The organism is Hydrogenispora ethanolica (genome assembly GCF_004340685.1).
In the GTDB taxonomy this organism is placed as follows: Bacteria; Bacillota; UBA4882; order UBA8346; family UBA8346; genus Hydrogenispora; species Hydrogenispora ethanolica.
In genome coordinates, this window is record NZ_SLUN01000013.1 from 1 (window position 1) to 13667 (window position 13667).

General features: G+C 52.9%; 14 protein-coding genes and 1 riboswitch. Of the genes, 13 read left to right on the forward strand and 1 reads right to left on the reverse strand.

Going from position 1 to position 13667, the window contains the following annotated elements; translation table 11 throughout:
* Positions 1-124: 124 nt before the first annotated feature.
* From mntA to EDC14_RS11565, 6 genes are all read left to right on the forward strand, one after another.
* Positions 125-544, forward strand: coding sequence for a type VII toxin-antitoxin system MntA family adenylyltransferase antitoxin (mntA, locus tag EDC14_RS11540; RefSeq protein ID WP_165907965.1), 420 nt, complete (start codon positions 125-127; stop codon positions 542-544).
* A complete protein-coding gene (hepT, locus tag EDC14_RS11545) occupies positions 537-950 on the forward strand; it encodes a type VII toxin-antitoxin system HepT family RNase toxin (RefSeq protein ID WP_132014454.1) in 414 nt (137 codons plus the stop codon). Before mntA ends, hepT begins: the two co-directional genes overlap by 8 nt.
* Positions 951-978: 28 nt before the next feature.
* A complete protein-coding gene (gene cas4, locus EDC14_RS11550; protein WP_132014455.1) occupies positions 979-1485 on the forward strand; it encodes a CRISPR-associated protein Cas4 in 507 nt (168 codons plus the stop codon).
* 294 nt (positions 1486-1779) lie between these two features.
* Positions 1780-2772: a type I-B CRISPR-associated endonuclease Cas1b gene (cas1b, locus tag EDC14_RS11555; protein ID WP_132014456.1), complete on the forward strand. Its 993-nt coding sequence runs from the start codon at positions 1780-1782 to the stop codon at positions 2770-2772.
* 24 nt (positions 2773-2796) lie between these two features.
* Positions 2797-3060: a CRISPR-associated endonuclease Cas2 gene (cas2, locus tag EDC14_RS11560; protein ID WP_132014457.1), complete on the forward strand. Its 264-nt coding sequence runs from the start codon at positions 2797-2799 to the stop codon at positions 3058-3060.
* 499 nt (positions 3061-3559) lie between these two features.
* Complete coding sequence (locus EDC14_RS11565) at positions 3560-3877, forward strand: hypothetical protein (RefSeq protein WP_132014458.1); 318 nt, start codon at positions 3560-3562, stop codon at positions 3875-3877.
* 265 nt (positions 3878-4142) lie between these two features.
* Here the strand turns inward: EDC14_RS11565 and EDC14_RS26785 are convergent, their stop codons facing one another.
* Complete coding sequence (locus tag EDC14_RS26785; protein WP_165907966.1) at positions 4143-4316, reverse strand: hypothetical protein; 174 nt, start codon at positions 4314-4316, stop codon at positions 4143-4145.
* A gap of 52 nt (positions 4317-4368) precedes the next feature.
* Here EDC14_RS26785 and EDC14_RS11570 point away from each other — a divergent pair, with 52 nt between their 5' ends.
* The 7 genes from EDC14_RS11570 to EDC14_RS26790 all read left to right on the forward strand — a co-directional run bounded on the left by EDC14_RS11570 (position 4369) and on the right by EDC14_RS26790 (position 13637).
* Positions 4369-5211 (forward strand): ChbG/HpnK family deacetylase, encoded by an 843-nt coding sequence (locus tag EDC14_RS11570; protein WP_132014459.1) that lies wholly within the window; start codon positions 4369-4371, stop codon positions 5209-5211.
* Between the two features lie 60 nt (positions 5212-5271).
* The gene (locus EDC14_RS11575; RefSeq protein ID WP_165907967.1) at positions 5272-6000 is read left to right on the forward strand and encodes a glycosyltransferase family 2 protein; all 729 of its coding nucleotides are present in this window, start codon (positions 5272-5274) and stop codon (positions 5998-6000) included.
* A 17-nt stretch (positions 6001-6017) separates the two neighbouring features.
* On the forward strand, positions 6018-7637 hold the full coding sequence (locus tag EDC14_RS11580) for an ArnT family glycosyltransferase (RefSeq protein ID WP_165907968.1): 1620 nt from the start codon (positions 6018-6020) through the stop codon (positions 7635-7637).
* Positions 7638-7775: 138 nt separating this feature from the next.
* Positions 7776-8456 (forward strand): response regulator transcription factor, encoded by a 681-nt coding sequence (locus tag EDC14_RS11585; protein ID WP_132014462.1) that lies wholly within the window; start codon positions 7776-7778, stop codon positions 8454-8456.
* Positions 8449-9738 carry a sensor histidine kinase gene (locus EDC14_RS11590; RefSeq protein WP_165907969.1) on the forward strand — a complete coding sequence of 430 codons (1290 nt, stop codon included), beginning with the start codon at positions 8449-8451 and terminating at the stop codon, positions 9736-9738. The genes EDC14_RS11585 and EDC14_RS11590 overlap by 8 nt, the downstream gene beginning before the upstream one ends.
* A 273-nt stretch (positions 9739-10011) precedes the next feature.
* Positions 10012-11184: an inverse autotransporter beta domain-containing protein gene (locus EDC14_RS11595; protein WP_132014464.1), complete on the forward strand. Its 1173-nt coding sequence runs from the start codon at positions 10012-10014 to the stop codon at positions 11182-11184.
* A 163-nt stretch (positions 11185-11347) separates the two neighbouring features.
* Positions 11348-11610, forward strand: a riboswitch (cobalamin riboswitch).
* A gap of 185 nt (positions 11611-11795) precedes the next feature.
* Positions 11796-13637 carry a TonB-dependent receptor plug domain-containing protein gene (locus EDC14_RS26790; protein ID WP_165907970.1) on the forward strand — a complete coding sequence of 614 codons (1842 nt, stop codon included), beginning with the start codon at positions 11796-11798 and terminating at the stop codon, positions 13635-13637.
* Positions 13638-13667: the final 30 nt, after the last annotated feature.

The window sequence follows — 13667 nt, forward strand, 5'->3', positions numbered from 1 at the left end:
TTTTTTCAAGGTCCGTTTTGGGCTTGCTCATGGAACTTGGGGGGTTCGCTGAATCGGCTTTTTGAGGGCGTTTTCCCCTGTTCAGCGAACCCTAATTAACGATTTGACTAAAGGATTGATGAGCATGTCTGATCCCTTATCCCGCGTCACCGAATATCTTCATCATTACCCCAACGTGAGCGCCGCTTGGCTTTTTGGTTCCATGGCGACCGGAAAGGCCGGTAAGAATAGCGATATGGACATCGCTATTTTATTCACGCCGGATCTGTCCAAATATGAGCGGTTCGATTTGCGGTTGCTTATCGGCGGAGAACTGGCGCGCCTGGCGGAAAGAGAGGTTGATGTGGTGGATATGGCGGCCGCTCCGTTGTATCTGCAACATCAAGTTCGGAAAACCGGGCGGCTGATTGTGGAGAAGGATCATGCGTATCGAGTCGCTTTTGATATCCGGTCGCGGCGGGAGTATTTTGATCTAGCGCCCGTTTTGGAACTTAGAAACCGGAGGTTGATTGAACGAAGCATCGGAGGGAGCGAGAATGGTTGATAGCAACTTGCTAAAGAACAAACTGGCGCAATTAGCGGATTATTTAGCCGATCTTCAGGATTCCCAGACTGTATCGTTGGATTTATATCGAAACGACAAAAAGACTCGCCGCTATATTGAGCGCACGTTGCATCTGGCGATCGAATGCTGCTTGGACATCGGGAGCCACATCATCGCGGACAACGGTTGGCGCGAGCCGGTCGACAATAAGGATGTATTCGCGGTGCTGGCGGAAAACGGCGTTTTTTCCCAAGAATTAGTGCCGAGGCTCCAAAAAATGGCCCAGTTTCGCAATGTGCTGGTTCATGATTACGCCAAAATCGACCCGGATATCGTATACCGGGTGCTGACGCAGAACTTGCCGGATATCCGGGAATTCATCCGCGCGGTAGAACGGTTGTTATGACGAGACAGGTTAACGGGGGTGATATGTCGTGGCCGGGAGTGAAATAAACGTCACCGCCACCCTGATCTGGTATTACTATATCTGCCACCGTGAGGTTTGGCTGATGGCCCGGCAGATCACGCCCGACCAGGATAATTCCAACCTGGAGATCGGACGGGTGATTCAGGATCAGCGTTATGCCCGGGAGAAGAAGGAGGTCGACCTTGGCGGCCTCAAGGTGGACATTCTGAAACGGGAAGGCGGCGAGTTGGTGATCGCCGAGGTGAAAAAAAGCTCCCGTTTTAAAGAGAGCGCCCGGATGCAACTGGCTTTTTACATAAAGAGTCTGAAGACGCACGGTGTGATCGCCCGGGGCGAATTACGATTTCCGGAGGAAAAACAGAAAGAAGCGGTAATCCTGGACGAACAGTTGGAACAAGAACTGGACCGGGCGGAACGGGAGATCCTGCGGATTGCCTATCTGGAGCAGCCGCCCCGGCCGGAAAAGATTCAGTGGTGCAAACGTTGCGCGTATAACGAATTTTGTTGGACCTAAAAAGCATTGAGGTAAACTCCGGAGGCGATCGCAAAAGCTCTACCATCAACGCCTTTGGGCATCTTTGGTCCCTCCCCCATAGCCCGGTTTTCCGGGCGTGATGGGGGAGGGCAGGCAACTTCGAAAAGGCCCCAAGGGTGAGGGCATTGACGGCAACGCCGACCTAAAGACTTTATCCCATGGCTTCTGTATGCAACGACATGAATCCTTAGGGTATATGATTTGCGAAAATAACGAACGCTTCACCGTTTTTTCACAATCATGTCCTTGCATATAAAAAAGAGGAGACGTTTCATGCAAAAGACACTCTATATCTTTTCCAACGGAACATTGCAACGGGAGGGGAATACCCTCTGCTATATCACCGAGGAAGGCAAGCGGTTTCTGCCGGTTGAGGATATTCAGGAGATTATGGTCTTCGGCGCGGTAGACTTCAATAAAAGCCTGCTGGAGTTCCTGACGCAACATGAGATCTTGTTGCATTATTTCAATTACCACGACTATTATATGGGAACCTTTTACCCGCGCGAACATTATAATTCAGGTTTTGTCATTTTGAAGCAGGCGGAACACTACATGGAAGAAGCCAAGCGGCTGACACTGGCCAAGAAATTTGTAGCGGGCGCTTTGCGCAATATTGAGCAGGTACTGCGCTATTACGAGCGTCGGGGCATTGCCTTGGGGGATACGCTGTCGGAATTCACGGATAATGAAACTCAAATTGAATCCATCACTGACTTATCAGAATTGATGGCATATGAAGGAAATCATCGTGAGACGTATTATCGATGCTTCGATAAGATCCTGGATCATCCCGATTTCCCATTCGATAAACGAACCCGGCGGCCCCCTCAGAATAATCTGAATACTTTGATCAGTTTTGGAAACTCGATTCTATATACCATCGTTCTGTCGGAGATCTATAAAACTCATCTTGATCCGCGCATTGGTTATTTGCACGCCACAAACTTTCGGCGTTTTTCTTTGAATCTCGACGTTGCGGAGATCTTTAAGCCGATTATCATCGATCGGCTGATCTTCACGCTAATCGATAGACAGATGTTGACCAAGAAGGATTTCGAGGCCGAGACTGGTGGGATCGTTTTAAAGGAGAAAGGCCGAAAAGTATTTGTGGAAGAACTGGACAAACGGCTCAGCACCACCATCAGCCATCGCGCGGTGGGCCATCCGGTCTCTTATCGCCGGCTAATCCGGATGGAGTTATATAAGGTGGAAAAACATTTGATGGGGGAAGAATCATACAAGCCCTTTGTATCGCAATGGTAAAAGTCGGTACGGAGGTGAATTCAGCTGTTTGTAATCGTGGTTTATGATATTGCTGAAAAACGAGTCGCCAAAGTGCTTAAAAAATCTCGCCAATATTTGTACTGGGTTCAGAATTCGGTCTTTGAAGGCGAGATCTCGGAGGCCAAGTATAAGAAATATGTCACGGAACTAAAGAAAATAATCAATTTAGAAGAAGATTCGGTGATCATCTATAATTTAAGAACCAGCAAATATTCCTCCAGAGAAGTGATCGGCCTTGAGAAAGGAGGACAGAGCAATATTTTGTAGTTGACCCGGAATGATGTAAAAATACCGGGGGGTCGACAACAGCCCCAAATTTCAATCGAGCAGCGAGTTCATTAGAAAGTTGTGTGGAAAAGAGTCCGAACATTTGAGTTTCGGACTTAAAAAAGCCCATTTTGGAAGGGTTTTTAGACTACCTACGAGGGATTGAAACAAAAAAGCTCAAGCCGTAGGAAAAGAAAGTTTAGAACGTTTTTAGACTACCTACGAGGGATTGAAACATTATACCACTATAGTGTCATAGTGTCAACTGATTTAGTTTTTAGACTACCTACGAGGGATTGAAACTTGAGACGGATTGACCGAATCCATTATATTTTTTCAAAAAACTTTCCTGCCTCCATGCAGGAGTTTATTTTAAAAGACCTGTTACATATAAACAAATAATCTATTGATTTAATGATACGAACCTGATATAATAGGGTCATCGGATGAAGCCTAGGCAGCCGAGTCTAATCTTATCATTTACTAGGGGGAATGAATTGTGACAAAAGAACAAACCATCCTGTCCAAGCTGGGCCGGACCGAAGAGATGCTGGCCGGACTGGCGGCGCATGCCGAACAACTGGCGCGCCGGGGGATCGACGCCGCTTTCATCACCAAGCTGACCACCGCTCATGGCAACGCCCGCGACGCCCATACCGAACAATTGGCCTTCAAGGCGCGGATGATGGAGAAGACGAACGAGTGCCAGAGGCGCCTCGATGAGATGCTGGATCTTTACTCCGAGGCCCGCAAGCAAGTGAAGATCGAGTTGCCGACCGAAACCTGGCGGGAGTTCGGCATCGTCAATCAGCGGTAGCTCAGATTCATTTTGATATTTGTGGATACGGGGAGGTAGGCGCGGCCAATCGGCCCGCCTACCGGATCACCGCCAAATGTTTTTTGACAGATATTTTCAGACTATCCGCCGGAGATGACTTTGATCCTCCAAAATACTGGATTGGCCGTAATCCATTACATTTTTTGAAATAACTCCTGCTCCAAAGCAGGAATTTATTTTAAAAACATTATTACATCTAATTAATTAACCACAGTCCACATGTATCGCGAGGATGGAGGACGGTTTAGCCATGATGGATTCCATCGCCAAATTTCCCCTGATTTGAATTCACCGTCACCAGATCCGGCATAGCGGCATGCCATTGCGGAGAATGACCGGCGAGCGGTGTTTGAAGCCCGGCAGCTATTTTCAGTTGTTTTTCAGAATCGAGTTTTATACTGAAAGACATCGGACGCACGGACAAGGATCCGGCCGGTTGGGAATTTGACAAATTGAAGGAGGTGAGACCGGTGAAACGGCTGATCGTCAATGCCGATGATTTTGGACTCCACGAAAGTATCAACCGGGCGATTTTCCGGGCGCATCGCGAAGGTTGCGTAACCAGCGCCACCTTGGTTGCCGGAGGAGCGGCTTTTGACCAGGCGGTGAACTTGGCCCGCCAGTGTCCGGGCTTGGGGGTCGGGGTACACCTGACTCTGGTCGGTCTGCGTCCGGTGGCCCGCGGCAACGTGCGCTCCTTAGTGACCGAAGACGGCAGCTTTTGGCCGGATTATCTGGCCTTTAGCCGCCAATACCTCATGGGACGAATCGAACCGGAACAGGTGGAAACCGAACTGCGCTGCCAGTTGCAAAAAGTGATGGGCAGCGGCATTCCCATCACCCATCTCGATAGTCACCAGCACTTGCATGTGTTGCCCGGCTTCCCCCGGATCATCGGCAAATTAGCCTCCGAATTCGGAATCGAGCGAATCCGGATTCCGGCGGAGCCGGCCGGCTTTGTGCGGGCCGGGAGTTGGTCATGGGGCAGGCTGTTGGGCCGGACCCTGTTGACCGCTTGCTCGGTTGAGGCCGGGCGCCATTATCGTCGCCTGCGGCTGCGCCATCCCGATCATTTTTTCGGAATGTTGTCCGGAGGAAGGATGAATGATCAGAACCTGCAGGCGATTTTGACGGCACTGCCCGAGGGAACCACGGAGTTGATGGTGCACCCCGGTCTCGACAATGCCACCCTCGATACGGCGTACCACTGGGGTTACCAGTGGCAGGCCGAATTGGAGGCGCTGTGTTCCCCGGCGATCGCCGGCTGGTTGCGGAAGATGAACGTTACCCTGATCAATTACCGGGAGTTATAGTCCAAAAATTTCGGCCAAAAAATTTTGTTTGAGTAAGCTCCGAAAGGGGAAATGGAAAAGATGGAACCTCAATTTAGCCTATCCTTTGTTTTTCCGATGTATAATGAGATGGACAATATCGAAGCCTGCGTCAAAGGCGCAATGCAGGTCGGCGAGCAGTTGGGAATCGATTATGAGATCGTGGTGGTGGACGACGCGAGCACCGACGGCTGCGGTGCCTTGGCAGACAAGCTGGCCGAGGCATATCCGGTCCTCAAGGTCTTGCACCATCCGGTCAACCGCAAACTGGGCGGCGCGTTGAAAACCGGCTTCGCCAATGCCGCCAAGCAATACATCTTATATATGGATTCCGATTTGCCCTTGGATTTCGCTGAGGTCTGCGCGGCCATTCCCCAAATCGGCACGGCGGATATGTTGATCGGTTACCGGAAGACCCGCGATGAATCATTCCGGCGCAAGTTCATCTCGAAAGTCTATAACCGGGTGATCCGGCTGCTCTTCGGCCTGAAGGTCCGGGATGTCAATTTTTCGTTTAAACTGTTTAAACGGGAAATTTTCCAGCAAATGGTCCTGCAGTCCGAAGGTTCGTTTATCGATGCGGAACTCTTGATCGAGACTTATCGAAAAGGGTATGTCATACGGGAAGTCGGCCTCAATTATCAGCCGCGGATCGCCGGAGTCTCGACATTAGCCAGCAATGCCGTGATCAAGAAGATCCTGGCCGAGATGTGGGAATATTACTGGCGCCAAAAAAGCCTGCCCCAGCAAGTCCCTTCCTTGCGGGCATGACATTTCGAGGAGTTTTGATGAAGATCAATAAACCATTGCTGGTATTCGGACTGAGTCTGCTGTTGTTTCTCTTCTGGGCCCAGGCCTTTCCGGTCACGGATTCGGTAGAGTCCAACTACGCTTTGACTGCGAAGGAAATGGTAACGAGCGCCGATTGGATCTCACCCCGGATCTACGGTAAATTCTGGTATGATAAGCCGGTGATGATTTACTGGCTGCTGGCCCTGGCCATGAAGGCATTCGGATATGCGGAACTGGCGGTCCGGCTGGTGCCGGCGCTCGCCGGAGCGGGCGGCGTCGCCTTGATTTATTGGTTTGTCGCCAAGGTACGCAATGAGCGGACTGGATTGCTGGCTGCGGTACTGCTGGCAACCTCCTTGCAGTACTTGATCATTGCCAAACTGATTATCACGGACAGCCTGCTTTTTACCCTGAACGCGGCGGCATTGGCCTGCTTTTACCTGGGCTATATCAATCATCGGGGCGCTGCCCGGCGCTGGTATTTGTTAAGTTATCCTTGCCTGGGGCTGGCAGTCTTAACGAAGGGTCCGGTCGGCGTGCTTCTGCCGGGGCTGGTGATATTGATATTTTTAGCTTGGCGGAAAAGGTGGTCCGCGCTGCGGAAGATGCGGCTGGGCGTTGGGCTGCTGCTATTCTCGGCGGTGGCGCTGCCGTGGTATGGGCTGATGTATGCCCGGCACGGCCAGGCCTTTCTGGATACTTTTTTCGGGATTCATAATTTTTTACGGGCCACCGTCTCCGAGCATCCGCGCGATAACGTGATTTACTATTATCCTTTGTTGTTTGTGGCGAGCACGTTGCCGTGGACGGGCGTTTGTTTCGCCGGACTCGGGGAAGGATGGCGCCAATGCCGGAAATGGGACGATTTATCGTCGTTTTTACTGATCTGGGCCGGGGTTTTTGTGGTTTTTTACTCTTTGATGGCCACTAAATATCCGACCTATACTTTCCCCATACTATTTCCGGTTATCGTATTGACCGCCTGCTATCTGGAGAACCGCTGGGAGCAGAAAGACTTTCGCTTTGGCTGGCTCATGGGCGGCGGGCTCTTATTATGGTATGCTACGCTGGTATTCGTAGGGGGACGCTATTTAAACGGTGTATTGCTGGCGGTTTATGTAATTCTGAACGTCATCTGCTTATCAGCGATCATGTTTGGGTGCGGACGGTTCACCGGATCAAAGCGGTTCCTGCCGCTCGCCGCAGGGGTAATCGCCGGTTATCTGTTATTTGCGGCACTGGTGGTGCCGCCCTTTGGCAGCGACCGCTCCGGAAAAGAGTTGGCCCGGATGTTGGCCTCGTATGCCCATTATCAGATCGGCGCTTTTCAATTCTATAGCACAGCCGCGGTTTATTACGGCGGGCACCGGCTCACCATGCTGGAAACGGGCGCTGATATTCATCATTTCCGGCAGCATACCTTTAGCTGGTATGCGAAATATACAATGCCGGTCGCCACGGTACCGGAGTTTCTCGCCGGTCCGGGAAAACTCAAAATGATCATTGTAAAGCGTTCCGGGTGGCCGCGTTTCAAGGCGGAAACCAGCGGGGTCGCCTCATTGGAAAAGGTGGGGCAGAACGCCGAGTATCTTTTTTACCGCGTTCGGGCTATATAGGTTGAACCAGATTCCGCTTTGATTTCACTGGCATTCGGCTTCACGATGCAAACGTTTTAAAAGTCATCTGCATTGGGAAGCAAAATCTTGGGAAGAAATTTATTTCATCCTATCTATCAAGGCAGAAAGGTGAATCCAATGCGAATCTTGTTGGCCGAAGACGATCAGCGTCTGGGAAATCTCATCAAGCATCTGCTGGAAAACGAGAATCATCAAGTCGAGTGGGTGCAGCAAGGCGATGAGGTTTTTGATCTGGCTTATCAGACCGCTTTTGATGTGATCGTTTTGGACTGGATGATGCCTGGCGCGACCGGGCTGCAGGTTTGCGACCGCTTGCGCAAGAAGGGCTATCAAGGCGCGATCCTGATGTTAACCGCCCGCGATGCGGTGGATGACCGGGTTTTGGGCCTGGATGCCGGCGCGGACGATTATTTGGTGAAGCCGTTCGAGTTCGCCGAATTGAAGGCCCGGTTGCGCGCTTTGTCCAGGAGGGGACTGGCCCCTTTGCAGGAAGAGATCGTCAAAACGGAAGGCTTGATTTTAAACCGGACCACCCATAAGGTGCAACGGGGTGATCAAGAAATTCAGCTGACCAGCAGGGAATTTCAGATCCTGGACCTGCTGCTGCAAAATAGCGGCCGGGTGGTGCCGCGCGAAGTAATCATCGACCGGATTTGGGGTTGGGATACCGAAGTAACCTCAAACAACTTGGACGCTTATGTCCGGTTGCTCCGTAAAAAGCTGGATTTGCCGTTTTCTCAACCGTTGATCTCGAATGTCCGGGGTATCGGATATAAACTGGAGGTCCGGGATGTTTAAGAAGGTACTCCGAAAATTGACCCTCTTCAACTCGGCCTTAATGGGCGGGTTTCTGCTAGTCTTTATTGGAATTACTTTTGCCGGAATCGTTTGGGGCATCTATACCGAGGAGCAAAAAAACGTCTTGGGTTATGCCCAGGAAGAAGCGGAGGAAAACCTGGATCTCCTCAAAAATGAGTCTTATTTGCAGCCGGGGTTCAATCGTGTTGAGACCGGCGAGAACGAGATGATGTTTTTTTATGTGTATAATCATCGCGGGAGGTTAATCCGGTATGCCAATGCTCCGGCTGGATTGCTGGAGATAATTAAACAAAAAAGCCGGGCTGGCGCTATTCCAGAAGGCAAACCGACCGTGTTGATTCTGAAACGGATCCGGCCCAAAATCAAAGTGATGCTGACCGCCTTTACCATTCGTGAAGGGGGCAAGGTTTATGGGAAAATTTATGTGGGCAAAAATATCGCCGGATTATACCGGAATATTCAAAAATTGCTGTCCTATTTGGTCTTGATCACGCTGTTTTTTTTGGCTCTCACCGCGTTGCTCGGCTTTATTATGGCCCGGCGTTCGATCGCCCCGATCAAACGTTCCTATGAGAAACAACGGGAATTTTTAGCCGACGCCTCCCATGAATTACGGACTCCGTTAAGTATTTTGCTGGCCTCGGTGGAAACGATTCAAGGCGATCCCGCGAACCGGATGACGGAGTTTTCCGGGCAAGTGCTGGCCGATATGAAAGATGAGATTCGACAAATGACGAAAATCGTCACCGATCTTTTGACGCTGGCCCGCTCTGACGCCGCAGTGCTGAATTTGATGAAAGAGCAGTTTGATTTGGGATCAATCGCCGAGCAGGTGATTCGAACGATTACCCCGCTGGCGCGGGACAAGAGTATTGAGGTGCAACTTATTTTTCCGGAGTCCGTTACGGTTTACGCCGACCGGGAGCGGATTGCCCAATTGCTTTTAATCCTGGTTGACAATGCTGTCAAGTATACCCCCAATAACGGGCAGCTGCTACTGATGATCCGGCGCTTGGGAGGACGGGAAGGTTCCGGGGTGGAGATTGTCGTCCAAGACAACGGCATCGGAATTGCGCCGGAGGACCAAGAATTGATTTTCGAGCGGTTTTACCGGACCGATAAAGCCCGTTCCCGGGCGCTTGGCGGAAGCGGGTTGGGCCTGCCGATTGCCAAATGGATCGTGGAGCAACATGGCGGCACCATCAAAGTCACGAGCAAACTTGGGGAGGGAGCGCGTTTTACGGCGGTTTTGCCGATCTAAAGTATGAAAGTCCGTCGAATGCTTCGATTAAAGCAAGGGATTATCCCTTCAGACTAAGGTTTGTAGGTTTTTTTTATAGTGAGCATTAGGAATCTATCATCGGCACCGGGGTTTCGCCGGCGGAGGACCGCTTGGACCCGTAAAGTCCTGCGCGAAGATGCCGATGATCATATCGCAAGGGTTCGCAGCTCAAAGCAGAAATTCTCGAAAGGAAATCCCGCTTCGAAGTAGAATTCATCCGTAAATCATTGCTGCCGGGGAGGGATTGGTTTGTTGCCGAGGATACTTGGGGCCATGCTCGCGGGAGCGCTCCTTTTGACGGTGAACGTCCCGGCGGGCGCGTCAGCGTTCGCGGATGCCGATGCCACGGATATCGAAACCGCGATTCTCTCATCATTCCTGGAGTATCCCGAGCCAGGCCTGGCGCTGGCCGGATCGGCCGGTTACTATTCGGCGCTGGATAGAATCGCCAAACTGCAGTATTCCCAAGACGCAGAAGCCGAACTTGGAGTGGCAGAGCCGGACCAAGCCGGGGAAACGGCCCCGGACTCCGCCGAGTTGGCGCAGATCGTCCGCGCCAAGCTGAAACAGGAGCATATTATCGCCGTTCAGAGCCAGCCGGCGAAGCCCGTCAACCGGTTCGCCGATTTCACCACCGTTCCCGCGACTCCCAGCGCGGCCCGGTTCTTCAATACCATTTTTCCGTGGGCCTTCGGCGAAGCCAAAAGCAACGGACCGGAGTGGCTGACCCGGACCGAGCTGCGGCTGTCCCTGGACGGTACCTTAAAACCATTATACTCGCTTAATACCATCCAGCCGCTTTGGACCAACCAGCCCACCGATCTGCTCTTCTGGCAGAGCCGGGTCAGCGCCGACTCCACCGGCACCACGCCCACGCTCAATGTGGGGGCGGGTTATCGCAAGCTGTTGGACGGCCAGAGCCGGCTCCTCGGGGTCAACGGCTTTTACGATTATTCTTACGATACCGATCGCTCCCGGGCCGGAGTCGGGTTGGAATTTTTCGCCGGACAACTGGAGACCCGGCTCAACGGTTATTTTGTCCTGAATGGCGGCCTGCGGCGCCTGCCCGGCGATTCGTCCGGCCAGGGGAACGTGGCGGCCGGCTACGATCTGAAGATCGGCGGCCCCTTGCCGGAAATGCCTTGGCTGACGCTGTATGCCAGCAAACAGGTTTATTTTCACGAACGTTCCGCCGATGTAGCCACGCTGCAATTCCGGACCGGCTTGCGGCTCACCCCGCATTTCAGCGTCAAGCTCGGGTATGCCGTGAATCCGGTGGTGGAGTCGGTACTGTTCAACTACACCTTCGGACCGTCCAGCCTGCCTTCGTTGAAAACTTACCAACAGCAACAGGAAAACGCGGCGATGGGCGCGAAACTGCTGCAATCGGTGCAACGCGACAACACGATCCACATCGAAAAATGAAACGCCGGCGCGCCCGGAGCATTCGGCAAACGCTCTCCGCGTGAAGGCAAACCATCCTGTCCGCTTTTTTAAACCAATTCGAACCGGTTTCGCAAATATTTGAAGTTGCGTAAATGCCAATGAAACTCTATAATATTTCAAAGACTCTCGCACCTTCTTCATAAAAATCGTATATCTTCAAGGTGCCTAACGGCTTGATAGGGAAACCGGTGCGATTCCGGTACGGTCCCGCCACTGTAACAGGGGAATTCGTTGACAGCTATATCAGTTGAATTGAATTTCTAAAGCATCATGTTCCTAAGCTGGCCATGATGGAATAATGAAGAAATTTATTTCATCCCATATAGACCCACTGGGTAATTCCGGGAAGGGGTCAACGCGTCATGATCCTGAAGTCAGGAGACCTGCCTTGAAAAGATTGGAATCTGACCTACGGTCGATAGGGGGATGATGTCTCATGGCATGGTTATTCCGGCCTTTGACCCCATTCATCGGGTTAAAGGCCTTTTTTACTGTCCTCGCGCCATGGCGGCCCGGCTAGCGGCGGCGCCTCTCCTGCCATCTGGCCGGCATAGGGAGCCGGCAACCCAAAAAGCAAAGGGGGACTTTCATTGAAACGTTCGTTCTGGAGTTGGATCCCATTGACCCTCGCCATTGCGCTTTGCGGTTATCCCGTGGCCAGCGCGGCGACGGAGACCGATACATACGAGGAAGCAGAAGTGGTGGTTACCGCCAGCCGGGTACAGCAGCCGCAGGCACAGGCGCCGGGGACCACCGAAGTCATCACCAGGCAGGATATCGAGGCATCCGGTACGGAGCAGGGGAGCGTGGCCCAGGCGCTGTCCGCCAACGGTCAGCCCATCGCCCAATACAGCGGCACCGGCACGGCCAGCATCCGGCTGGACGGCGCCGATTCCCAGCAGACCCTGGTGATGGTCAACGGGGTTCCGGCCAATACCGGGACCCTGGGTATGGTTGACCTGAGCGCGTTCCCGGCCGCCAGCGTCGAGCGGATCGAGGTGACCCACGGGCCGCTCTCGGCGTTATACGGCGCAAATGCCCTAGGCGGCGTGGTCAATATCATCACCGATCTGACCGGAGAGCCGCAAAATCAGGTGTCGCTGGCGGGCGGCACCTTCGATACCGGCCGCTTCAACGTGACCACCATCCAGGAACGCTGGGGTTTTGCCATCGGCCGCAATATCACCGACGGTTCGCGCGCCCGCTCGGATCTGGCTGCCAACTATTTCACGGGCCAATACAATTTCTTTGAGGAAGAGGACAACTACCTTAAGTTATACCTCCAGGCCACTAGCAAGCAGATTGAGGTCCCGGGCTCAGTCGCCTATCCGGTATTTCAGGGGGAACAGTCGGACGACAGTTATACAGTCAACTTGAACGGCAAAAGCCAATTCCTCGCGGGCACTTGGGAATATAAACTTTATCATCAGTTTTGGGACGAGGACTATGATCAGCCCGCCTACGCCGGGGCGCCCTATTATCAACTGGAGGACCACGGCCGTTACCGTTCGAAAGTCCTGGGCAGCGACATCGCCGGGACTTACACCCTTGGGGAGCATGAGATTCTGGGCGGCCTGACCGTGAAACAAACCAAGTTCGAGAGCGACAAGGCCGGCGCTCATACCCAGGACGACTGGGCGTTTTTCGCCCAGGACACTTACAGGCCGATCCCGGGCCTGAGCCTCATCGGCGGACTGCGCCAGGACCACAGCTCGCAATTCGGCTCCGAGCTCTCGCCCCGGGTGAGCCTCGTCCAACAGGTCGGCGACGCGCTGACGCTGAAATATGGTTATGGGGAGGCCTACCGGGTCCCGACCATCAACGATCTGTATTGGGATCAGGTCGGCATGTACAGCAATCCCGATCTCCGGCCGGAGCGGGGCCGGCGCTTCGACATCAGCGCCGAATACCGGCAAGGCGTCTCGACCTGGACGGTCAATCTCTTTCGGAACCGCCTCCGGGACGGGATCCAATGGACGCCCGTGGATCTGTCGAACCCCTTGGGAAATTGGTTGGTCGACAATGTTGCCCGTTCCAAGGTCAATGGGGTTACGATCGGCTGGAAGGGGACCTGGCAACTGCTCACCGGCTGGGTCAATTACCATTGGCTGGACCGGGAAGATGACGCCTATGGCACCGGGAATTATCAAGCCGGCAACTTTTTTGGCAAAAACCAGGTGGATTTGGGCTTGACCCTAGGGGATCCCAAGGCTAACCTGAATTTGAACTGGAAGTTCGTTCGCAACCGGACGTGGTCCGGTTCGGAGCTGTCCGGTTACAACGTGGGCGATCTGAATTTCCGATACCGCTTTACCCCTTCATTCGCCATGAGCCTGGGCATTGCCAATCTGACCGACCAGGAGTACGCCGTGTACAGCGGTTACCCCATGCCGGGCCGGGCCGGATTGCTGACTGCGAAGTATTCTTTTTGAGCTGAGGATGGAAAACAGGGGATGGGATTG